This window comes from Pantoea sp. Ap-870 (assembly GCF_011752515.1).
In the GTDB taxonomy this organism is placed as follows: Bacteria; Pseudomonadota; Gammaproteobacteria; order Enterobacterales; family Enterobacteriaceae; genus Pantoea; species Pantoea dispersa.
The window spans coordinates 41,978-64,253 of the sequence record NZ_VWXG01000009.1 but is presented as its reverse complement, the minus strand read 5'-3'; the positions used below and the strand labels follow the sequence as shown (position 1 = coordinate 64,253).

Below are 22,276 nucleotides of genomic sequence, written 5' to 3'. Positions count from 1 at the left end.
AGTGAAGGCGTTGTATTTTTGCCGCTGCCTTCAACGCGGCCAGGGCTTTGGCCCATCGTAAATCGGCACTTAAGCCGCTTAATATTCTGTCCGGGGCTAACTCACTTGCCATTTTCAATTCTGGCAGTGCCCGCAATCCTCACGTACGCCAGTACGCTCCGGTTGCTGCGCGCTGGCAGCCTTGAAACTGACAGCGACGTTAACGCCTCTGGTATGTATGCATTGCTTCCGGCTTCGCTTACAGCGTCCATAAACCAGAAACATCAGGCAAGAAGGGCGGCGTTATCAGCCTTCATCATTCTGACCCGGTAAAATCTTATTTTTTGGCTAATGCCTGGCTTAATGCCCAGAATTCACGGCGTTCGGCGGCGCTCAGGCCTTCAGTCCGGTCGCGCGCAATCAGTGCTTCGAGGCGCTGCTCCAGCGCAGCATCATAGATGCTTGCCAGCGAGTCCTGGAACACTTCTTCCGCTTCGTCATCTACGATCATGTGGTTCCAGGTGGCCAGTGTTTCAAGGGGCTGGCTAAATTCTGTCCCGCGATATAACTCTAGTAGCTGTCCGGTGGTCAGGCCAGGATTCTCAGTACAACGGCGGACTAACTCCACAAACAGCGGCAATCCCGCTAATTTAGACTGTTCCAGCCCGTCCAGCGCAGGCACGATGGCGGCAAATTGCGGATTCTGCACCAGCAACGCAATCAGCACGCGCATGGTGGTGCGTTTCATCGGCGGTGCCACCGGCGCGGTACCGCTTTCCGCCTGCTTCGGCATCAGCTTGTCTAACTGGTTATCGTCCAGAATGCCGAGTTTATTACCCAGCGTCTGACGCATATAAATCCGCAGCGTTTCACCCGGAATCTGGCTAATCAGCGGCAGCGCCAGCGTCGCCAGCTTGGTACGGCCGTCGCGCGTACTCAGATCCACCTGCGGCATCAGGCTGTCGAACAGAAACGTGGAGAGCGGCATGGCCTGCTCCATCCGCGCTTCGAACGCTGCTTTGCCCTCTTTACGCACCAGGGTATCCGGGTCTTCGCCGTCGGGCAAAAACATAAAGCGTAGCTGACGACCGTCATTCATGTAAGGCAATGCGGTTTCCAGCGCACGCCATGCAGCTTCACGACCGGCGCGGTCGCCGTCATAGCAGCAGATCACGTTATCGGTCGAGCGGAACAAAAGCTGGATATGTTCCGCTGTGGTCGAGGTGCCCAGCGAGGCGACAGCATAATCAATGCCGAACTGCGCCAGCGCAACCACGTCCATATAGCCTTCCACCACCAGCAGACGCGCCGGTTGCGGATGATTTTTTTGCGCTTCATACAGGCCGTACAGCTGGCGGCCTTTATGGAAAATCGGTGTTTCCGGTGAGTTCAGGTACTTGGGCGTATCGTTGCCCAGCACGCGGCCACCAAAACCAATCACGCGTCCGCGCTTGTCGCGAATCGGAAACATCACGCGATCGCGGAAACGATCGTAGGTGCGGCCGCTGTCATTGCTGACCAGCATGCCAGCTTCCATCAGCGATTCACGATCTTCTTTCTGCTGACCGAAACGCTTCAGCACGTTGTCCCAGCCGGCTGGCGCATAGCCAATGGCAAAGTGATCGATCACCTGCTGGCTCAGACCGCGTGTGGCGAGATACTGTTGTGCTGATTTCGCCTGCGGATTACGCAGGCTCTGCTGATAAAAGCTGTCTAAACCTTCCAGCAGCTGATACAGGCTCTGGCGCTGGTGGCGCTCCATCGGGCTCGGACCATTGCCCGCTTCGTACGGCACTTCTAAGCCGTGCTGCGTGGCAAGTTCCTCTACGCTCTCGACGAAATCCAGACGATCGTGATTCATCAGGAAGTCGATGGCGTTGCCTTTGGCACCACAGCCAAAGCAGTAGTAGAACTGCTTTTCACCGCTTACGGTGAAAGAGGGGGTTTTTTCGTTATGGAAAGGACAGCACGCGTGATAGTTCTTACCCTGCTTTTTCAGCTTAACGCGGGCATCGATAAGATCCACGATGTCCGTGCGGGCAAGTAAATCATTGATAAATACGCGTGGAATTCGTCCAGCCATAAGCCCCGGTTTTTCAGCTCATAAACGGCAACAAGCCGCGCTTCCTTTCGGAAAGCACGGCCTCTTACTTGACTCTGTCTGCGTTTAACACGCGGCGGAAGCGAACTTCCGAAAAGAAATTAGTACAGACGAGTGCGGCGTGCGTTTTCGCGAGCCAGTTTCTTGGCGTGACGCTTAACTGCAGACGCTTTAGCGCGCTTACGTTCAGTCGTTGGTTTTTCATAGAACTCACGACGACGAACTTCAGCCAGAACGCCTGCTTTCTCGCAGGAACGCTTGAAGCGACGCAGTGCTACGTCGAATGGCTCGTTTTCACGTACTTTAATTACCGGCATGTAACTCTCACCTCGATAAAATTCGGTTTTTGCTGCTGACTGCGGCGCCAGCACTTTTCAAAATGGTGCAGCATTTTACTCCAGGCGCGGCTGGCTTGTAAAGCACCATGGACAATTTAGAACCAACAGGAGCGTTTGCCTGTGCGGCTGCCGGTTTTTTCAGGCCGTGGAGTATAGCGCACTCTTTGCGCGACAGAAAAACACTTTTTCGCGTGCGGAAGGGCGCAGGCGTCAGCCGGCCTGTGCTACACTGCGCGCCGCAAGAAGAGGGTGATAAAGCTATGCGAGTTCTGGGTATTGAAACGTCCTGCGATGAAACCGGCATCGCGATTTATGACGATGCATCCGGTCTGCTGGCGAATCAATTATATAGCCAGGTAAAATTACATGCCGATTACGGCGGCGTGGTGCCGGAACTGGCTTCGCGCGATCACGTGCGGAAAACCGTGCCGCTGATCCAGGCCGCGCTGAAACAGGCGGGCTTGCAGGCCGGAGAGATTGACGCCGTGGCGTACACTGCCGGTCCCGGCCTGGTCGGTGCGCTGCTGGTAGGCGCCACCATTGGTCGCGCGCTGGCGTTCGCCTGGAACGTGCCGGCGGTGCCGGTGCATCACATGGAAGGCCATCTGCTGGCGCCGATGCTGGAAGACAACCCACCGGCATTCCCGTTCGTGGCACTGCTGGTCTCCGGCGGCCACACGCAGCTGATCAGCGTTACCGGCATTGGTGAATATATGCTGCTGGGTGAATCGATTGACGATGCCGCCGGGGAAGCGTTCGATAAAACCGCCAAGCTGCTGGGGCTGGATTATCCGGGCGGCCCGATGCTGTCGCGCATGGCACAGCAGGGCACGCCGGATCGCTTTAAGTTCCCGCGCCCGATGACCGATCGTCCGGGGCTGGACTTCAGCTTCTCCGGCCTGAAAACCTTTGCGGCGAATACCATTCGCGAACATGACGGTGACGAACAGGCGCGCGCCGATATCGCCCGCGCCTTTGAAGATGCGGTAGTGGATACGCTGATGATCAAATGCAAGCGTGCGCTGGAGCAGACCGGCTTTAAACGCCTGGTGATTGCCGGCGGCGTGAGCGCCAACCGCACGCTGCGTGAACGCATGGCAACCATGATGAGCGCGCGCGGCGGCGAGGTGTTTTATGCCCGTCCGGAGTTCTGCACCGACAACGGCGCGATGATTGCCTATGCCGGCATGGTGCGGCTGAAAGGCGGCACGCGCGGTGAGCTGGGTGTCAGCGTGCGGCCACGCTGGCCACTGGCGGAATTACCGGCCATCTGATGATAAAAAACCGGCTGCGCGCCGGTTTTTTTATTTCTTCTTTTTACGCTTCCACACGCGGTTTTCCTGACCGCGCCACAGGCGCTGAATATTGTCGTGATGGCGCAGCAAAATCAGGCATGACAGCATCGACACCGGAAAGGTGAACTGCGGCTTAAACCACCAGACGTAAAACGGGGCAATCAACGCGCTGACGATCGCGCCCAGCGATGAGTAGCCGCTGAGCAGCACCGTCAGCAGCCAGGTGCCGGTCATCAGGCCGGTCAGGTCCCAGCCAATCGGCGCGATGGCCCCAAACGCGGTGGCCACACCTTTGCCGCCGCGAAAGCGGAAAAACACCGGATAGATATGGCCGAGGCAGGCGGCGATGGCCGTGAGACCAAGATACATCGGCGTGACGTGCAGCCACCAGGCGATCCATACCGGCACCATTCCCTTCGCCACGTCGAAAATCAGTACCGCGGCAGCGGCGGCTTTACCGCCAATACGTAACACGTTGGTGGCGCCTGGATTGCCAGAGCCTGCGCTGCGGGGATCGGGTAAACCAGCGAGTTTACAAACCAGGATCGCACTGGAAATCGAGCCGCAAAGATACGCGAAAATAATCATACCAAGCGCGATAGCACTCATAGCTTCGTACCGTTCCTTTTGGGTCGTTTTGTTCTCAATAAGCGTGGATAATACGCATAATCCGCCGGAAGTGGTATCCGGCTAAGCCAAAAACAGAGAGTGACATCATGGATATCGTATTTATAGAACAACTCACCGTGTTCACCACCATTGGCGTTTACGACTGGGAACAGGGCATGCAGCAGAAGCTAGTGCTCGATGTCGAAATGGCGTGGGACAACCGTCAGGCGGCGGTGAGCGACGATGTGAACCACTGTCTGAGCTACGCCGATGTCACCGAAGCGATCCTCAGTCATCTGCAGGGGCAGCGTTTTGCGCTGGTCGAACGGGTGGCAGAAGAAATCGCCGATCTGTTGATGAATCGTTTCAAAACGCCCGGAGTACGCGTGAAGGTAGGTAAACCGGGGGCTGTCGCCCAGGCGGCGAGCGTGGGCGTGAGAATTGAGCGCGGGACTATTCCTAAATAAATCCTGCGTGATTGCCATCACAATGAAACCAAACCAAATTATGGTGTGTCTCAGTGGAGGCCGCTGCGCTGATGAAGGGGAAGTGACCGAAATCCTTAAGGTTTCCTTCAGCAAGGTGCAGGCATAATTTCAGGCGGTAGCGGTGCGCGACCGCCTTTTTACTGTTTAAAACGGATAGAGGGTAAAATTTGATGGCAGACATTCATCAGCTATGGGTAGCTGCAATCCTGGGGGTTGTGGAAGGCCTTACGGAGTTCCTGCCGGTCTCATCCACAGGCCACATGATTATTGTTGGCCATTTGCTGGGGTTCGAAGGTGAGAAGGCGGAAACCTTTGAAGTGGTGATCCAGCTGGGCTCCATCCTCGCCGTAGTCGTGATGTTCTGGCGCCGGCTGTTTGGCCTGATCGGCATTCACTTCGGCCAGGAGCGCCACGAAGGCGTCGGCAGCGGAAAACTGACGCTGATTCACATTCTGCTGGGTATGGTGCCGGCGGTAGTGATTGGCCTGGTACTGCATGACCAGATTAAAACCCTGTTTAACCCGATCAACGTGATGTACGCGCTGGTGGTGGGCGGCGTGCTGCTGCTGGCGGCGGAATATCTCAAGCCAAAGCAGCCGAAAGCGGTGGGCATTGATGACATCACCTATCGCCAGGCGTTTATGATTGGCTGCTTCCAGTGTCTGGCGCTGTGGCCGGGCTTCTCGCGTTCCGGTGCCACCATTTCCGGCGGTATGCTGATGGGCGTCAGCCGCTATGCGGCGTCCGAGTTTTCCTTCATCCTCGCGGTACCGATGATGATCGGTGCTACCGGACTCGATCTCTACAAGAGCATGGGCTTCCTGACGATGCAGGATTTCCCGATGTTTGCCGTGGGCTTCGTGACCGCCTTTATTGTCGCGCTGCTGGCGATCAAAGTGTTCCTTGAGCTGATCAAACGTATCTCGTTTGTGTCGTTTGCCATCTACCGCTTTATCGTCGCGGCAGCGGTTTACGCCATCTTTATGTGATGCGCGAGGCGCGGCCGGTTACGCTGGCCGCGCGTCGATTAACCCTTCCTGCAACGCCAGCACGCGCCGACGCGTCAACTCTTCCCGCACCGCCGCGCCTGTGAAACCGGCCTCGACCACCGCTTTGGTAGGCACCGCCTGCGCCAGCGCAAACGCGCGCCGCAGATAATCGCCCTGCGGATAAGCCATGCTCTCCAGCGTCGTACGCCCGCGAGCGTCGGCTTCGCTGGTCAGTGCCATCTTTTCCACGCGATCGGGCTTGCGCCAGGCGTCGATGCGGTCAAACAGCGCCACCAGCGCGTCAGCCGGCTGGCGTTCAATGGTGTGCACCACATCGTGAAACTCCGTCACCACCAGGGCCAGATCGCGCACCTGGTTCGGCACGCGCAGCCGCTGGCACAGCGCTTCAACAATCGGTACACCGGCCGGGCCGTGACCATGATGGCTCGGCCACTTCTCTGGCGGCGTCAGCGCTTTACCCACATCGTGGAACAGCGTGGCGAAGCGCACGTCAAGCTGGTCGGAGAGCGCTGCGGCCATGGTCAGCGTCATCAGCGCGTGGACGCCGGTGTCGATCTCCGGATGCCACTTAACGGGGGCCGGAATGCCGTACAGGTTGTCGATTTCCGGGAACAGCACCTGCAATGCATCGCAGTCGCGCAGCAGCTGGAAATAGACCTGTGGATTGCGCGTCAGCAGCGCTTTTTCCGTCTCTTTCCACACCCGCTCTGCGGTGAGGTGCGCCAGTTCGCCGCTGTGCGCCATCTCGCGCATCAGCGCCTGGGTTTCAGGTGCCACGCGGAAATTGAGGTGGGCGAAACGGGCAGCAAAACGCGCCACGCGCAGCACGCGCAGCGGATCTTCATTAAAAGCTGCCGACACGTGACGCAGGGTGCGCTGCTGCAAATCCTGCTGGCCGTGATAAGGGTCGATCAGCGTGCCGTCAGCGGCCTGCGCGATGGCATTGATGGTCAGATCGCGACGCTGTAAATCCTGCTCCAGCGTCACGTCCGGCGCGAACTGGGTCACGAAGCCGGTATAACCGTTGCCGCTTTTGCGTTCGGTGCGCGCCAGCGCATACTCTTCGCGGCTTTCAGGGTGTAAAAAAACCGGAAAATCCCGGCCCACCTGCTGATAGCCCTGCGCCAGCATGCTGTCGGGCGTTGCGCCCACCACCACCCAATCTCTATCTTTTACCGGCAAACGCAGTAAGGCATCACGCACTGCGCCACCGACCAGAAACGTCTTCACTCAACCACTCCAGAGGCAATCCACTTTTGCGTGCCGCGCACGCTTGTTACGTTATTGTTGCATACTTTGGCGAAAAAGCGGGCATGCCAAAAGGGGCATCTTACGATCCCCTCCAGGCAAACCACAAATGGCGTGGCGGCTTTAATTCATCCAGCGATCGTTTTTCTTGCGGCGCGGCACCATGTGCGGCAGCAGCAGACCAAGCAGCAGACCCACGCCGAGCACGCCGCCGCCATACATAAACCACTGCATGATGATGGTGCGCTGTTTGTCATCCAGTTGAACGTTAGCGGCGCTGACCTTCTTCTGCGCGACAATCAGCTCGTTGCGCAGCTTCTGATTCTCTTCTTTCAGGCCGTTGATGGTGCCGTCGCTGTTGGCCACCTTGTTCTGCATCTCTGACGTACGCTGATTCCAGCTGTTATCAATGTTCGCCAGTTTGTCGGTCAGCTCTTTGACCTGCTGCTCCAGCTGCGGCACGCGGGTGCGCAGGCTGGGGGAGGCGCTGAGCTGCGACAGCGGGATCCAGTTAGTTTTGCCTTCTGCATCGCGGATTTGCGCGTACTGCGAGTCATTATTGGTTTGCAGCAGCGTGACTTCTTCCCCGGCATTCAGCTTGCCAACCAGGCGATACTGATCGCCAGGGCCGCTGCGTACCCAGGTGGATAATTCGTCGGAGATGTAACGTTTTTCATCGGCCGCGTGGGCCGGTGCGATGGCGCTGAAAGCCAGCAAAGAGAGAGCGGCAAGTGTGATTTTTTTCATTCGATATCGTTTTTTCATGATGGGCGTAAATTTACCGGCACAGTCTGGAGTCGCTTCGCATAAATCTGAATGAGAACTATCCTGGTCTCAATGCGGTGCGAAAAGGGTCGTAAAAGCACAAGAAAGCAGAGACAGCAGGCTTGCGGTGCATTACTCTTCGCCAGATTAAACTCGTAAGTGCCAGCAGCGTATTGAATAAAAAATTATGACCATCGAAATCGAATTAAAGTTCATTGCCACCCCGCAAGCCGCCGAAAAACTGGCGCAGACGCTTGCCGCCTGGCCACATCAGCATCACGCCGCGCGTGAGCTGACCAACATCTATTACGAAACCGATGACAACCAGCTGCGCCGCTGGGATATGGGCCTGCGGATTCGCGGCGTGGATCAGCGCTATGAAATGACGCTGAAAACCGCCGGCAAAACGCTGGGCGGCCTGCATCAGCGTCCGGAATACAACGTCGACCTCAGCGAGCCGCAGCTGGACATTGCCCGCCTGCCGGCAGAGATCTGGCCGCAGGGGACCGATGTTGCCGCGCTTCAGTCGCGTTTGCAGCCGCTGTTCAGCACCCATTTCCAGCGTGAAACCTGGCTGGTGAGCGTTGGCGACAGCGAAATTGAAGTAGCTTTCGATTACGGCAGCGTTGCCGCAGGGGAGCTGAGCGAGCCGCTGTATGAAGTGGAGCTGGAGCTTAAGCGTGGAACCCGCAGCGATATGCTGACCTTCGCCAGCGCGCTGATCGCCATGGGCGGCCTGCGCCTCGGCAGCCTGAGCAAAGCGGCACGCGGTTATCAGCTGGCGCAGGGCAACGCGCCGCGACCATTGCGCGCGCTGCCGCTGCAGAAAATTGCCCCTAAAGCCACGGTGGAGCAGGGCATGGTTCACGCCATGAGCGCGGCGCTCGGCCACTGGCAGTACCATGAAGAAGTCTGGCTGCGCGGTAACGAAGACGCCCGGGCACGGGTAATTGAAGCGCTGGAAACGCTGCGTCAGGCGTTTTCCCTGTTTGGCACGCTGGTGCCGCGCAAGGCCAATAGCGAACTGCGTCAGAAGCTGACCCGGCTGGAAGAGCTGCTGGCGGACAGCGAGGCCAGCGCGGAAACCGTCTGCTTCTCACCGACCTCGGTTGAAGCCCAGTTAGCACTTACTCACTGGCTGGTGGAGTCGCAGTGGCAGCCGTGGCTGGACGAGAAGAACAAAAGTAAGCTGCAGGGCTCGTTTAAACGCTTCAGCGACATCATGCTGGGGCGCATCGGCGCGGATCTGCGTGAAACCTTCGTCGACGTGCAGCTGTTTAATGAATTTCAGGACAAAGCTACGCGCCTGAACCGCCAGCTGCTGGCGGTGCACCTGCTGGCGGGGGCGTATCCGGCTGAAGAAGTCAGCCAGTGGCTGGCGGGCTGGCAGGAGTTGCAGCACGCCATTCGTGAAAAACAGGAGCGCGGTCTGATTCAGCTGGTCAATCTGGCGATCCGTCAACCGCCGTTCTGGCTGAATAACGGTGCGAAACGCTAAGGCTACGGCACCATCAATCATCAGGGAGGGAAGATGTCGTTACCGTTACCGACGCTGATGCAGGCGCAGCTCGCCAGCGTGGCAGAACGTCTGGGCCTGCCGCTGACGGCGATCACGCCGCAGCAGGCTGGCGCGCTGACTTTTAGTGACTTTATCGTGGACAACCTGCAGCAGCATCCGGCGTGGTGGCAACAGCTGCAGCAGCAACCGCCGCAGCCCGAAGAGTGGCAGCACTATGCGGCCTGGCTGGCAGCGGCGCTGCAGCCGGTGGATAACGAAGCCTCCCTGATGCGCGAACTGCGCCTGTTCCGCCGTCATATGCTGGTGCGCATCGCGTGGATGCAGGCGCTGGAGCAGGCCAGCACCGGGCAGAGCCTGACGCAGCTCAGCACGCTGGCGGAAGTGCTGATTACCGCCGCGCGCGACTGGGTGTGGCAGGATTGCTGCCGCGATTTCGGCACGCCGTGCAACGCCGCCGGCGAAGCCCAGCCGATGCTGATTCTGGGCATGGGCAAGCTGGGCGGCGGTGAACTCAACTTCTCTTCCGATATTGACCTGATCTTTGCCTGGCCGGAAAACGGCGTCACCCACGGCGGCCGGCGCGAGCTCGACAACGCGCAGTTCTTTACCCGCATGGGGCAGCGGCTGATTAAGGTGCTGGATCAACCTACCGTCGATGGCTTTGTTTATCGCGTGGATATGCGCCTGCGCCCGTTCGGCGACAGCGGCCCGCTGGTGCTGAGCTTTGCCGCGCTGGAAGATTACTACCAGGAGCAGGGCCGTGACTGGGAGCGCTACGCGATGGTGAAAGCGCGCCTGATGGGCGACGATGGCGGCCACTGGAGCCAGGAGCTGCAGCAGATGTTACGCCCGTTCGTCTATCGCCGCTACATCGATTTCAGCGTGATCCAGTCGCTGCGTAACATGAAAGGCATGATTGCCCGCGAAGTACGGCGGCGCGGCCTGAAGGACAACATCAAACTCGGCGCTGGCGGCATTCGCGAAACCGAATTCATCGTCCAGGTGTTTCAGCTGATTCGAGGTGGACGTGAGCGCTCACTTCAGCTGCGCTCGCTGCTGCCGACGCTGCAGGCCATCGGTGAGCTGGCGCTGTTAACACCGGAGCAGGTTGATCATCTGCGCGCCGCCTACCTGTTTTTACGCCGGCTGGAGAATCTGCTGCAGAGCATCAACGATGAGCAGACGCAGACGCTGCCGGAAAATCCCCTCGACCGCCAGCGCCTGGCCTGGGCGATGGGCATGGCGGACTGGGCGACGCTGCTGGCACAGCTGGAGCAGCACATGGCCGGCGTGCGCCACATTTTCGACGAGCTGATAGGCGATGATGCGCCGGATGTCGACGATCAGCCGCAGCTGGCGGAGTTCGCCAGCCTGTGGCAGGACGCGCTGGAAGAGAGCGATTTGCTGCCGGTGGTACCGCAGCTGCAGGCGGAACAGCGCCATGCGCTGTATCGGGCGCTGAATGATTTCCGTCAGGATGTCAGTCGCCGCACCATCGGTCCGCGCGGCCGGCTGGCGCTCGATCAATTAATGCCGCGCCTGCTAAGCGAAGTGTGCGCACGTGACGACGCCGATGTGGTGCTGGCACGCCTGACGCCGCTGCTGCTTGGCGTATTAACGCGCAGCACCTATCTCGAGTTGCTGACCGAGTATCACGGCGCGCTGCGCCACCTGATTCGCCTGTGTGGCGCTTCGCCGATGATTGCCAGCCAGCTGGCGCGCTATCCGCTGCTGCTGGATGAACTGCTCGATCCGGCCACGCTGTATCAGCCCACCGCCACCGACGCTTATCGTGACGAACTGCGCCAGTATCTGCTGCGCATTCCCACCGATGATGAAGAGCAGCAGCTGGAAGCGCTGCGCCAGTTCAAGCAGGCACAGCATCTGCGTATCGCCGCCGCCGACATCGCCGGAACCCTGCCGGTGATGAAAGTGAGCGATCACTTAACCTGGCTGGCGGAAGCGATCATTGAATCGGTGGTGCAGCAGGCGTGGCAGATGATGGTGCAGCGCTATGGCCGCCCTTCGCACCTCACCAGCGACAGCGAGCGCGGCTTTGCCGTGGTCGGCTACGGCAAACTGGGCGGCTGGGAACTGGGTTACAGTTCGGATCTCGATCTGGTGTTTCTGCATGACTGTCCGGACGATGCCGAAACCGACGGTGAACGCGTTATCGACGGGCGCCAGTTTTACCTGCGTCTCGCTCAGCGCGTCATGCATCTGTTCAGCACCCGCACCTCGTCCGGCATTTTGTATGAGGTGGACGCGCGCCTGCGCCCTTCTGGCGCGGCCGGCATGCTGGTCAGCACCTTTGCCGCCTTTGACGACTATCAGCGCCATGAAGCCTGGACGTGGGAACATCAGGCGCTGGTGCGCGCGCGCATCGTGTTTGGCGAACCGGCGCTGTGTGAGCGCTTCGATGCGATCCGGCGCGGTATTCTCTGCCTGCCGCGTGAAGGCGCGAAGCTGCAAACCGAAGTGCGTGAGATGCGTGAGAAAATGCGTGCGCACCTCAGTAACAAGCACAAAGGCCGCTGGGAGATTAAAACCGATGAGGGCGGTATCACCGATATTGAATTCATCGCGCAGTATCTGGTCTTAGGTTACGCCGCCAGCCAGCCGGCGCTGACGCGCTGGTCGGATAACGTGCGCATTTTCGAACTGATGGCGCGCCACGGCATCATGGCTGATGAGGAAGCGCAGGCGCTGACGCACGCTTACGTCACGCTGCGCGATGCGCTGCACCATCTGGCGCTGCAGGAACTGCCGGGTCATGTCGATCCGGCATCGTTCGCTGACGAACGCGCCGTGGTGCACGCCAGCTGGCAGCGCTGGCTGGCCGCGAGCGATGCGGATGACACGGAGCAGTGAGCCTGGCGGCTTCTATGCTATTATCCGCGCATTATTTTGACTGAACGTTGAAGTCTGGAGTCTCTGCATGAAAGTAACACTGCCCGCGTTTGGCAAGGCCGCTGTGCTGGTTGTCGGCGATGTGATGTTAGACCGCTACTGGTACGGCCCGACCAGCCGGATCTCACCGGAAGCCCCGGTGCCGGTGGTTAAAGTGGATACCATTGAAGAGCGTCCGGGCGGCGCGGCCAACGTGGCGATGAATATCGCTGCACTCGGTGCGGACTCGCGCCTTATCGGTCTGACCGGTGCAGATGACGCTGCGCGCGTGCTGCGCGAAACGCTGGCGCAGGTGAAGGTTGAGTGCGATTTCGTCGCCCTCGATAGCCATCCGACCATCACCAAACTGCGCGTGCTGTCGCGTAACCAGCAGCTGATTCGCCTCGACTTTGAAGAGGGCTTTGAGCAGGTCGATCCGCAGCCGATTCACGATCGACTGCGTCAGTCGCTGGCACAGGCGGGCGCGCTGGTGCTGTCTGATTATGCTAAAGGCGCGCTGAGCAGCGTGCAGACCATGATTCAGCTGGCGCGTGCGGCGCAGGTGCCGGTACTGATCGACCCGAAAGGCACCGATTTTGAACGCTATCGCGGCGCGACGCTGCTGACGCCCAATCTGTCCGAGTTCGAAGCGGTGGTCGGCAAGTGCAAAAGCGAAGAGGAGATTGTCAGCCGCGGTATGCAGCTGATTGCCGATTACGATCTCTCCGCGCTGCTGGTGACGCGTTCGGAAAACGGGATGACGCTGCTGCAGCCGGGCAAAGCGCCGCTGCATCTGCCCACTCAGGCGCAGGAGGTGTATGACGTCACCGGTGCCGGCGATACGGTGATCGGCGTGCTGGCCGCAGTGCTGGCTGCCGGTGAAAGTCTGGAAGATGCCTGCTTCCTCGCCAACGCTGCGGCTGGCGTGGTGGTCGGCAAGCTCGGGACTTCAACCGTTAGTACCGTGGAACTGGAGAATGCGATCCACGCGCGGCCGGACAGCGGCTTTGGCGTGATGACCGAAGCCGAGCTGAAAGTGGCGGTGGCGCAGGCGCGCCAGCGCGGTGAGAAAGTGGTGATGACCAACGGCGTGTTCGACATTTTGCATGCCGGCCATGTCTCTTATCTGGCCAACGCGCGCAAACTGGGCGATCGCCTGATCGTGGCGGTCAACAGCGATGCTTCCACCAAACGTCTTAAGGGCGAAACCCGCCCGGTGAACCCGCAGGAAAACCGCATGATCGTGCTGGGTGCGCTGGAAGCCGTAGACTGGGTAGTGTTGTTTGAAGAGGATACGCCACAGCGACTGATTGCCGAAGTGCTGCCGGATCTGCTGGTGAAAGGCGGTGATTATAAGCCGGAAGATATCGCGGGCAGTAAAGAGGTGTGGGCCAACGGCGGTGACGTGCGCGTGCTCAACTTTGAAGACGGTATCTCCACCACCAACATCATCAAAACCATTCGCAATCAGTAAACACGTAGCCGGCGGGAGCGAACTCCCGCCGCGTAAACCTTACTGAGGCGTATCGATTTTGCCTGCCGGATCTGGCGTGATCACCGCCGGAGCCGGGGCCGCCGGACTTTCACTCTCCAGCTTCGCCAGACGCTGCTCCAGCGCCGCCAGTTTTTCACGCGTGCGCAGCAAAACCTGGGTCTGCACGTCAAACTCTTCACGATTAACCAGATCCATGCGGGTTAACTGCGCCTGCAATACCTGACGAATTTTCTTTTCCACATCGTCGCCAAAGTCGCGAATACCTTTTGGCATCGCTTCGTGCACCTGGCGCGCCAGTTGTTCAATTTTTTTCGTGTCGATCATGGTTGTTTCCTGGTTACGGTGGCTGATAACAGCGCGTGTTCCGACTCATCAAACATTAAGTGTAATGCCAGAAACGAAAAGGTTAAACCCGAAATCCGCAACGCATGAAGTGCAAAAGCATTTGCACTTTTGTTGATTGCCCGACCAGGTGATTGGCGCTATAGTAATTTCGCTTATTCTCAGGGCGGGGCGAAATTCCCCACCGGCGGTAAATCAGCTTCGGCTGAAAGCCCGCGAGCGCTTTCGCTGTACAGTGAAAGGTCAGCAGATCCGGTGTAATTCCGGGGCCGACGGTTAAAGTCCGGATGGGAGAGGGTAACGACATCAGCCGGGCTGCGCCCGCGTCACGTTATTGCCATGTGTTTTCTACGCACTCCTAAGCTCGCCCTGGTTCTGGTAACTCATATTTTATTAATAAGGTTTTTTTACCATGAATCAGACGCTTCTTTCTGAATTTGGCACGCCGGAACAGCGTGTAGAACGCGCCATCGATGCGCTGCGCAACGGGCGCGGCGTGATGGTGCTGGACGATGAAAATCGCGAAAACGAAGGCGATATGATCTTCGCCGCCGAAACCATGACCGTTGAACAGATGGCGCTGAGCATTCGTCACGGCAGCGGCATTGTCTGCCTGTGCATTAACGAAGCGCGCCGCCAGCAGCTGGATCTGCCAATGATGGTAGAGAACAACACCAGCTCTTACGGCACCGGTTTTACCGTGACCATTGAAGCGGCCAGCGGCGTGACGACCGGCGTATCGGCCTCCGACCGTATTACCACCATCCGCGCGGCGATTGCCGATGACGCTAAACCGTCCGATCTGAATCGTCCCGGCCACGTATTCCCGCTACGCGCGCGCGACGGCGGCGTGCTGGCGCGCGGCGGCCACACCGAAGCGACGCTCGATCTGGTGACGCTGGCGGGCTTCAAACCTGCGGGTGTGCTGTGCGAACTGACCAATGATGACGGCAGCATGGCGCACGCGCCGGAAGTGATTGCGTTTGCGAAGCAGCACGCCATGCCGGTGGTGACCATTGAAGACCTGGTGGCCTGGCGCCGCCAGCATGAAACCCGTCAGGCCAGCTAAGCCGACGTGAAATAAATAAGGCCGGATGTGATGCATCCGGCCTTTTTTTATGATTAACGGCTGGCGTAAAAAACGTGATTACCTATCACCACGGTACGCTGGAAGGCGTGGCGCCACGCGGGTCTGGCGCTGTGCGCATGAAAGAAGGTCGCGCCCTTTGTCACATCCGCCAGCTTACCCTCGACAATCCGCTGGGCCAGGCGCTGCGCGCGCTGCCAGCTTTTGTCATGCTGCGGCGGATGGCGATGGGGATGTTTGTGCAGAGACGTCCAGGAGAACTGTTTGGGTGCGTACACCACCGGACAGATCTCTTTGACGTCCCAGTTAGCCCGGTTCATGGTGACAGTGCCGACGGCAATTTGTCCCTTTACCGGTTCGCCGCGCGCTTCATGATAGATATTCATCGCCAGGCATAAAATGGCTCCCTGAATTAACATAACACTCCACTGCTTTCTAAGAGTCGCGTGGAGTGTAATGAGCCCGCCGTCGGGTGTTAACAAGACCCGTCTCGACTACGCCTTAACAAGCCTAATCAATTGATAGATAAGGCCTAAGTTGTGGCGAATGAGACGAATCTCGCGTCAGCCTACCCCGCTGGTTTGCAGCAACGTCAGGCTCAGGCCCATCACTGTCATGCCGCACAGCACGCCGTAGCTGGGATTGTTATGCGGATCGATTTCGCGCGCCAGCGGCATCAGTTCATCCACGGACAGCGCCACCATAATGCCCGCCACCGCCGCCATAATCGCCGCAATCATCACCGGTGAGACCGCCGGCCCCAGCAGCAGAAAGGCGATGATGCCACCAAGAATCTCCGCCATGCCGGACAGGCAGGCCCAGAACAACGCTTTGGCTTTCGAGCCGGTGGCGGCGTACATCGGTCCGGCCACCGCCAGCCCTTCCGGAATATTGTGGATCGCGACGGCCAGTGCGATGCCCAGCCCCAGCTCCATATCGCTGCTGGCGGTGACAAAGGTGGCAATGCCTTCAGGAAAGTTATGCAGGCTGATACCGAGCGTCAGCAGGATCGCGGTACGTTTCAGGTTGGTGGGGCGGCGATTGACCGCCATCAGATCCTGCGGATGCTGGTGCGGCAGCAGGCGATCCATGGCGAAATAACCCAGTAAGCCGAGCATGAACATGCCGTAGCCGAGCACCGGCGACATGCCTTCCGCATGCAGCGCGGCGGGCAGCATCTCCATTAGGGAAATCAGCAACATGATGCCGGCGGCAAAGCCGAGCGCAAAGGCCAGTACGCGGTTCGACGGCTTCTGACCGAGCACGCCAAAAATCGCGCCGACGAAGGTGGCACCGCCAGCCAGGATGGTTAGCAGCAAAGGTACTGACATGATGGGCTCCTTAATGATAATGATTACCAGTTACAATATAGTTAACCCCATAAAATATCGAGTTATTTAGCGTAAAGTTATGTCGGCAAAATCTTGTTCAAATTTGCTGATAAACATCATCACGCTTATCAGCGTTTTTCCCCTGGCGAAAGCGCGTATCGTGACAGTCATTAACGCGATCCCGACGCCAGAGGATAAATAATGACCCGCATGCCCGCTCTGTTTCTCGGCCACGGCAGCCCGATGAACGTATTAGAAGACAACCGTTATACCCGCGTATGGCAGCAGCTGGGCGAAACCCTGCCGCGTCCGCGCGCTATTCTCGCCATCTCGGCGCACTGGTACACGCGCGGTACGGCGGTGACGGCGATGAGCAATCCGCGCACCATCCATGATTTTGGTGGCTTCCCGCAGGCGCTGTTCGACGTACGCTATCCGGCGCCGGGTTCGCCTGCGCTGGCACAGCGCGTTATCGATCTGCTGGCGCCGGTGGCGGTGCAGGCCGATCAGCAGTGGGGCTTTGATCACGGCTCGTGGGGCGTGCTGGCGAAGATGTATCCACAGGCGGATATTCCGCTGATTCAGCTCAGCATCGATGGCACCCAGCCGGCGGCGTGGCATTTTGCGCTGGGACGTAAACTGGCGGCGCTGCGTGACGAAGGCGTGATGCTGGTGGCCAGCGGCAACGTGGTGCATAACCTGCGCATGATTTGCTGGCAGGGTGCGGAAAGCGCTTATCCGTGGGCGGAGAGCTTCAACCAGTTTGTGCGCGATAATCTGGACTACGAAGGCGAGGCGGCACAGCATCCGTTGGTGAATTATCAGCAGCATGAAGGCGCGCAGCTGGCTAACCCGACGCCGGAGCACTATCTGCCGCTGCTGTATATTCTCGGCGCGCGAGCTGAAGGTGAGGCGGTGAGCATCCCGGTGGAAGGCATGGAGATGGGTTCGATCAGTATGCTGTCGGTGCAGGTTGGCTGACACCTGTGCCGCCCGCAGACCGGGCGGCACGTGCGTTACGCAATAAAGGTGTGCGGATAGAAACGCGACAGATCCTGGGTGATCAGCGCGCGATCTTCACGCAGACCGATACCGGCAGGCTGATCGTCAATCAGCCAGCTGCCAATCAGCGTATAGCTGTCACCAAACTTCGGCAGCGGCCAGAACTGCTGGACGATCATGCCCTCTTCGCCATAGGGGCCGTCGGCGCGCGCGATTTCCTGACCGTTTTCCACGATGGTGATGTTGGCACCTTCGCGGGAAAAAAGCGGTTTCACCACATATTTTTCCATCTGCGGCGCGCTGGCATCATCGGCAAACCAGGCGGGCAGCAGGTTAGGATGGTTGGGGAACATCTCCCACAACAGCGGTAGCAGCGCTTTGTTGGAGAGAATGCTTTTCCACGCCGGCTCCAGCCAGCGCACGCCGGCATCGGCCAGCTTGGTCGAGAACATCTCGCGCAGCATGAATTCCCACGGATAGAGCTTGAACAGGTTACTGATCACCTGATCGTGCTGATCGGTAAACTGACCTTTTTCGCCCAGCCCGATCTCATCAATGTAGAGAAATTCACTCGGCAGACCGGCTTCAGTGGCGCAATCCTGCAGATACTGTACCGTGGCGCGATCCTCTTCCGTATCGCGACAGCAGGCAAAGTGCAGCCAGTTAAAACCGTGCTGCTGGTGCAGCGTGGCGAAGCGCTCAATCAACTGCTCCTGCAGGCTGTTGAATTGATCGCTGCCCTGCGGCAGGTTGCCGGCGTTGAGCTGATCCTCCAGCCAGATCCACTGGAAAAACGCCGCTTCGTACAGCGAGGTTGGCGTATCGGCGTTGTTCTCCAGCAGCTTGATCTCGCCTGTGCCATCCCACGCCAGATCGAGACGTGAATAGAGCGACGGCTGACGCTGCTGCCAGGATTCGCGCACAAAATCCCAGGTGTGTTTCGGAATGCAGAAACGGGTGAGCAGCGCTTCGCTGTTCACCACTTTTTCTACCGCCTGCAGGCACATCTGGTGCAGTTCAGCGGTGGCCGCTTCCAGCTGTTCAATTTGCGCCAGAGTAAACTGGTAATAAGCGTCTTCGCACCAGTAGGGTTCGCCATACATGGTGTGAAACTGAAAGCCGTACTCGGTCGCCTTTTCGCGCCAGTTCGGACGTTCGCTGATAGCAATACGTTGCATGCGCGGGCTTAGCCTCCCAGCGAGCGGCTGCCGGTGCTGGTGGCACTGCTGCGCTGCATGGTGTTCTGTTTGGCTACCGTCTCACCAAAGCCGCCACGGGTGATGGTGGACGTAGTGGCCGGTTTCGGCGCCAGCGCGGTTTTCGGCACGTTTACCGTCCGGCCGGAGGTGGCCGCACCGTAGTTCTTACCGGAAGCATCAACAAACTGGCCGTTTGCCGGGCTGTTAGGGGTTTTTGGCGAGAACAGCGGCTGCTGCGCAAAGCCGGCACCGCCGCCCATCAGACGACCCATCATGTAGCCGGCCATCAGAGGCATCCAGAAGCTGCCGCTCTGCTGCGCTTCAGCGTTGTTCGCCGTGGTACCGACGCCCGCCTGTGCCGGGGTTTGCTGACACTGGTTTTCGCCGAATTCAGCGACGCAATCTTCACGCGTGGCGTATTTTGGCGCGGTGCGCTCAGCCTCTTTCAGCGCGTTGTTGTAAGCGGTGGTGCACTGAGCGCTCTGGCCCGGATTGGCTTTCGCACAATCATCGGCGTTCTGGTACATCGAAACCGTTTCATCGCTCTGTTCGCAGCCTGCCAGCATAAACACGGCGGTGACCGCCAGTGCGACCGGCGTTAAATGGCGTGCCTGCCAGCTTTTACGGAAAGCGGCATGACGAATATTTTTTGTCCGTTTCATTATCTTCATCCTGTGCCCAAAGGTGGGGCTTAGGATAGGTGATGAGTGGTGGAAAATGAAGCGGGAAGCCGGGTGGCAAGGGGATCTTTACGTTGTTATACGTTTGAATGCGAAAGGGGCCGCAAGCGGCCCCTTGAAGGCTTAATTAGCGAAAGGATTGGCGCTGTTACGTGCCGCGGCCGGACGGGCCTGAGCGGCGGCGGAAGCGGAGGTCGCTTTCGGGCCGTTATCCACGCGCGCGGCCTGCTGGCTGTTTTCCGGCGCGACCACTTCTGGCGAGGTCGTCACTTCTTTGCCCAGCGTGCTGTTCAGCTGCTGCAGATCCTGCTCGTTCAGCGTGCCCAGCGCATATTTGATGTTCAGCTGGTTAATCAGGTAGCTGTAACGCGCATTCGACAGCTGCTGTTTAGCGTTAAACAGCGTGGTGGTCGCGTCTAACACATCAACGATGGTACGCGTACCCACCTGATAACCGGCTTCCGAGGCATCTAATGAGCTCTGCGCCGAGATAACCGACTGTTTGTAAGCGTCGATGCTGCTGATCGAAGCGTTCACGTTATTGAACGAAGAACGAACGGTCTGGATCGCGCTACGGTGCGCGCCTTCCAGCTGCTCGCTGGCGGCGACAAAGTTATACTGCGCCTGTTTCACCTGCGAGGTCACTGAACCGCCGCTGTACAGAGGCAGTGAGAAGCTCAGGCCAACCTGGTTGGAGCCGGTGATCGAATCGGTGGTACCGGCGCTCTGATTAGCGCGGCTGCCGCCGTATTTGCTGTTCGACAGACCGGTAGAAGCGGTCAGATCCAGCGTCGGCATGTGGCCGGACTCGGCGGAGCGAATCTGCTCACGCGCCAGATCCTGGCTCAGGCGGGCAGACAGCAGGTTGAGGTTACGGCTCTCCGCCTGTTTCAGCAAATTGGATACCGCTTCCGGACGCGCCGTTTTGAAACGATCGATGTTCAGTGACGCCAGAGACAGATAATCCATGCCGGTGATCTGACGCAGCGATTCCACCGCGTTATCCAGGTCGTTACGCGCGGTTACTTCGTTGGCCAGCACGCTATCGTATTGAGCACGGGCGTTCTGCACATCGGTGATAGCCACCAGACCGACGTTAAAACGCTGAGTGGTCTGATCCAGCTCGCGGTAGATCGACTGTTTCTGCGCTTCAGTGTAAGAAAGCGTATCAATGGCCTTCAGCACGTTGAAATAGGCGGTTGCGGTGTTCAGGATCAGATCCTGCTGCGCTACCTGATAAGTAACGTCCTGAATGCCGGCCGTTTTTTCCTGCAGCGTCAGCGCACGCCATTTCGACATGTCGAAAATCGTCTGCGTTAATTGCAGCGAGGCGCTGGTCGTGTTGGAATGGAGACCGCTGTTGTCGCGATAGCCGCTGTTATAGGTATAATCTGCACCCAGACCCAGCTGCGGCAGCAACGGGCTACGCGCTTCGTTAATTTTCTCAAAAGCAGCGTCGCGATCGGCGGCTGAAGCACGCAGATCCGGGTTGCTGAGGCGCGCCTGCTGGTAGACCTGCAACAGGTTTTCTGCCTGGCTGGCAAGGCTGAAACCGCCCAGGCTCAGTCCAATAAAAAGTGGGAGCAGTTTTTTCATTTGCATTCCTTGTGTTGCAGCAAATGCACAGAGAGTGTGCTGCAGGTAAGCCAAAAAATAATCGCCGATTCTACAGAGGCGGCGTCAGAGATAAGTTGGCTGAACGTGCCTTCTCCCCCTAATTTACGTAAATAATTCAGAAAGAACCACTCGGACGGAGCACAAGGGTTGGCTTTTCTTCGCTCCATCCCAATCTGCATAAGGAACCAGATGATGGCGGGTGAAAAAAAATCCCCTGTGACTTTCACAAAAAACGATGTAGAAATTATTGCACGCGATACTCGCTACGATGGTTTTTTTTCCATCGTCAGTTACCGCTTCCGCCACCGCCGTTTCAATGGCGACATGAGCGGTGAAGTGGTGCGCGAAGTTTTTGAGCGCGGACACGCTGCCGTGCTGCTACCCTATGATCCCCTGCGCGACGAAGTAGTGCTGATCGAACAGATCCGCATTCCGGCCTATGATTCCAGCGCCACGCCCTGGCTGCTGGAGATGGTGGCCGGCATTATTGAACCGGGTGAAACACCGGAAGATGTGGTGCGTCGTGAAGCGGTCGAAGAGGCTGGCCTCAAGGTTGGCCGCGTCAAACCGATAGTGAATTACTTAGCCAGCCCCGGCGGAACCTCTGAGCGTTTGTCGGTGCTGGTGGGCGAAGTGGATGCCAGCCAGGCAGAGGGAAATCACGGGCTGGAGGAAGAGAATGAGGATATTCTTGTGCATGTGGTAAGCCGCGAACAGGCTTATCGCTGGGTGGAAGAGGGGATTATTGATAACGCGGCATCTGTCATCGCTCTGCAATGGCTGGCGTTGCACCATGAGAAACTAAGAGAAGAGTGGAAGCCAACATGAAACAGCGCTATACCCCTGATTTCCCCGAAATGATGCGTCTGTGCGAAACCAATTTCGCTCAGCTGCGCCGCCTGCTGCCGCGCAGTGACGAGGCAGGTGCGTCGGTGATGTATCAGGTGAACGGCGCCAGTTATCAGCTGACTATTGAAGAGTCGACGCGCTACACCACGCTGGTGGAGATCCGCCAGGTGGCACCCGCAGTGAGCTACTGGAGCCTGCCGTCCATGTCGGTGCGGCTCTACCATGATGCGATGGTGGCTGAAGTGTGTTCCACTCAGCAGATCTATCGCTTCAAAGCGCGCTATGATTATCCTAATAAAAAATTGCATCAGCGCGATGAAAAACATCAGATTAACCAGTTCCTTGCCGACTGGTTGCGGTACTGCCTGGCGCACGGCGCGATGGCCGTGCCGGTGTGCTGATAGCGATACCCTGAATCCGCACGGGTATATAA

Annotated in this window: 21 protein-coding genes and 1 riboswitch; of the genes, 10 read left to right on the top strand and 11 right to left on the bottom strand. The window is 58.4% G+C overall.

Annotation, left to right across the window (positions count from 1 at the left end):
• Nucleotides 1-316: 316 nt before the first annotated feature.
• Together dnaG and rpsU are read right to left on the bottom strand one after the other, a co-directional pair.
• Complete coding sequence (gene dnaG / locus F3J41_RS19125) at nt 317-2,062, bottom strand: DNA primase (RefSeq protein WP_021509629.1); 1,746 nt, start codon at nt 2,060-2,062, stop codon at nt 317-319.
• Between the two features lie 119 nt (nt 2,063-2,181).
• On the bottom strand, nt 2,182-2,397 hold the full coding sequence (gene rpsU, locus F3J41_RS19120; RefSeq protein WP_001144069.1) for a 30S ribosomal protein S21: 216 nt from the start codon (nt 2,395-2,397) through the stop codon (nt 2,182-2,184).
• A gap of 281 nt (nt 2,398-2,678) precedes the next feature.
• Between rpsU and tsaD the strand changes: the two genes are divergently transcribed.
• On the top strand, nt 2,679-3,692 hold the full coding sequence (gene tsaD / locus F3J41_RS19115) for a tRNA (adenosine(37)-N6)-threonylcarbamoyltransferase complex transferase subunit TsaD (protein WP_166712098.1): 1,014 nt from the start codon (nt 2,679-2,681) through the stop codon (nt 3,690-3,692).
• Nucleotides 3,693-3,722: 30 nt separating this feature from the next.
• On the opposite strand, the gene plsY is transcribed toward tsaD, so the two are convergent.
• Nucleotides 3,723-4,322, bottom strand: a complete 600-nt coding sequence (gene plsY, locus F3J41_RS19110) for a glycerol-3-phosphate 1-O-acyltransferase PlsY (protein ID WP_021509626.1) — start codon at nt 4,320-4,322, stop codon at nt 3,723-3,725.
• 107 nt (nt 4,323-4,429) lie between these two features.
• Between plsY and folB the strand changes: the two genes are divergently transcribed.
• Entirely contained in the window at nt 4,430-4,789 is a 360-nt protein-coding gene (gene folB / locus F3J41_RS19105; protein ID WP_021509625.1) for a bifunctional dihydroneopterin aldolase/7,8-dihydroneopterin epimerase, read from the top strand.
• Nucleotides 4,790-4,980: 191 nt separating this feature from the next.
• Complete coding sequence (gene bacA, locus F3J41_RS19100; protein WP_031280132.1) at nt 4,981-5,799, top strand: undecaprenyl-diphosphate phosphatase; 819 nt, start codon at nt 4,981-4,983, stop codon at nt 5,797-5,799.
• Between the two features lie 18 nt (nt 5,800-5,817).
• On the opposite strand, the gene F3J41_RS19095 is transcribed toward bacA, so the two are convergent.
• Nucleotides 5,818-7,050: a multifunctional CCA addition/repair protein gene (locus F3J41_RS19095; protein WP_021509623.1), complete on the bottom strand. Its 1,233-nt coding sequence runs from the start codon at nt 7,048-7,050 to the stop codon at nt 5,818-5,820.
• Nucleotides 7,051-7,191: 141 nt separating this feature from the next.
• A complete protein-coding gene (locus F3J41_RS19090) occupies nt 7,192-7,815 on the bottom strand; it encodes a TIGR04211 family SH3 domain-containing protein (protein WP_010618709.1) in 624 nt (207 codons plus the stop codon).
• A 205-nt stretch (nt 7,816-8,020) separates the two neighbouring features.
• Between F3J41_RS19090 and F3J41_RS19085 the strand changes: the two genes are divergently transcribed.
• The 3 genes from F3J41_RS19085 (at nt 8,021) to hldE (ending at nt 13,715) form a co-directional block, all read left to right on the top strand.
• Nucleotides 8,021-9,331 carry an inorganic triphosphatase gene (locus F3J41_RS19085; protein ID WP_159377960.1) on the top strand — a complete coding sequence of 437 codons (1,311 nt, stop codon included), beginning with the start codon at nt 8,021-8,023 and terminating at the stop codon, nt 9,329-9,331.
• Nucleotides 9,332-9,364: 33 nt separating this feature from the next.
• The gene (gene glnE, locus F3J41_RS19080; protein ID WP_058780507.1) at nt 9,365-12,223 is read left to right on the top strand and encodes a bifunctional [glutamate--ammonia ligase]-adenylyl-L-tyrosine phosphorylase/[glutamate--ammonia-ligase] adenylyltransferase; all 2,859 of its coding nucleotides are present in this window, start codon (nt 9,365-9,367) and stop codon (nt 12,221-12,223) included.
• Between the two features lie 67 nt (nt 12,224-12,290).
• Nucleotides 12,291-13,715 (top strand): bifunctional D-glycero-beta-D-manno-heptose-7-phosphate kinase/D-glycero-beta-D-manno-heptose 1-phosphate adenylyltransferase HldE, encoded by a 1,425-nt coding sequence (gene hldE / locus F3J41_RS19075; RefSeq protein WP_021509620.1) that lies wholly within the window; start codon nt 12,291-12,293, stop codon nt 13,713-13,715.
• A gap of 39 nt (nt 13,716-13,754) precedes the next feature.
• On the opposite strand, the gene F3J41_RS19070 is transcribed toward hldE, so the two are convergent.
• Nucleotides 13,755-14,060 (bottom strand): accessory factor UbiK family protein, encoded by a 306-nt coding sequence (locus tag F3J41_RS19070; RefSeq protein WP_010618705.1) that lies wholly within the window; start codon nt 14,058-14,060, stop codon nt 13,755-13,757.
• Between the two features lie 171 nt (nt 14,061-14,231).
• Nucleotides 14,232-14,381: riboswitch (FMN riboswitch) on the top strand.
• Between the two features lie 109 nt (nt 14,382-14,490).
• Between F3J41_RS19070 and ribB the strand changes: the two genes are divergently transcribed.
• A complete protein-coding gene (ribB, locus tag F3J41_RS19065; RefSeq protein ID WP_010618704.1) occupies nt 14,491-15,147 on the top strand; it encodes a 3,4-dihydroxy-2-butanone-4-phosphate synthase in 657 nt (218 codons plus the stop codon).
• A gap of 53 nt (nt 15,148-15,200) precedes the next feature.
• Here the strand turns inward: ribB and F3J41_RS19060 are convergent, their stop codons facing one another.
• Together F3J41_RS19060 and zupT are read right to left on the bottom strand one after the other, a co-directional pair.
• The gene (locus F3J41_RS19060) at nt 15,201-15,584 is read right to left on the bottom strand and encodes a cell wall hydrolase (protein WP_021509619.1); all 384 of its coding nucleotides are present in this window, start codon (nt 15,582-15,584) and stop codon (nt 15,201-15,203) included.
• Nucleotides 15,585-15,728: 144 nt separating this feature from the next.
• Complete coding sequence (zupT, locus tag F3J41_RS19055; RefSeq protein WP_021509618.1) at nt 15,729-16,496, bottom strand: zinc transporter ZupT; 768 nt, start codon at nt 16,494-16,496, stop codon at nt 15,729-15,731.
• Nucleotides 16,497-16,706: 210 nt separating this feature from the next.
• On the opposite strand from zupT, the gene ygiD reads away from it, so the two are divergent.
• Nucleotides 16,707-17,477 carry a 4,5-DOPA dioxygenase extradiol gene (ygiD, locus tag F3J41_RS19050; RefSeq protein WP_371815509.1) on the top strand — a complete coding sequence of 257 codons (771 nt, stop codon included), beginning with the start codon at nt 16,707-16,709 and terminating at the stop codon, nt 17,475-17,477.
• Between the two features lie 35 nt (nt 17,478-17,512).
• Here ygiD and F3J41_RS19045 read toward each other — a convergent pair whose 3' ends face one another.
• The 3 genes from F3J41_RS19045 to tolC form a co-directional block, all read right to left on the bottom strand.
• Nucleotides 17,513-18,676 carry a glutathionylspermidine synthase family protein gene (locus F3J41_RS19045; protein WP_166712094.1) on the bottom strand — a complete coding sequence of 388 codons (1,164 nt, stop codon included), beginning with the start codon at nt 18,674-18,676 and terminating at the stop codon, nt 17,513-17,515.
• 8 nt (nt 18,677-18,684) lie between these two features.
• A complete protein-coding gene (locus F3J41_RS19040) occupies nt 18,685-19,359 on the bottom strand; it encodes a DUF1190 family protein (protein WP_021509614.1) in 675 nt (224 codons plus the stop codon).
• 141 nt (nt 19,360-19,500) lie between these two features.
• Nucleotides 19,501-20,973: an outer membrane channel protein TolC gene (gene tolC, locus F3J41_RS19035; RefSeq protein WP_021509613.1), complete on the bottom strand. Its 1,473-nt coding sequence runs from the start codon at nt 20,971-20,973 to the stop codon at nt 19,501-19,503.
• 213 nt (nt 20,974-21,186) lie between these two features.
• Between tolC and nudF the strand changes: the two genes are divergently transcribed.
• Together nudF and F3J41_RS19020 are read left to right on the top strand one after the other, a co-directional pair.
• Entirely contained in the window at nt 21,187-21,822 is a 636-nt protein-coding gene (gene nudF / locus F3J41_RS19025; protein WP_021509612.1) for an ADP-ribose diphosphatase, read from the top strand.
• Nucleotides 21,819-22,244 (top strand): DUF1249 family protein, encoded by a 426-nt coding sequence (locus F3J41_RS19020; protein ID WP_021509611.1) that lies wholly within the window; start codon nt 21,819-21,821, stop codon nt 22,242-22,244. The genes nudF and F3J41_RS19020 overlap by 4 nt, the downstream gene beginning before the upstream one ends.
• Nucleotides 22,245-22,276: the final 32 nt, after the last annotated feature.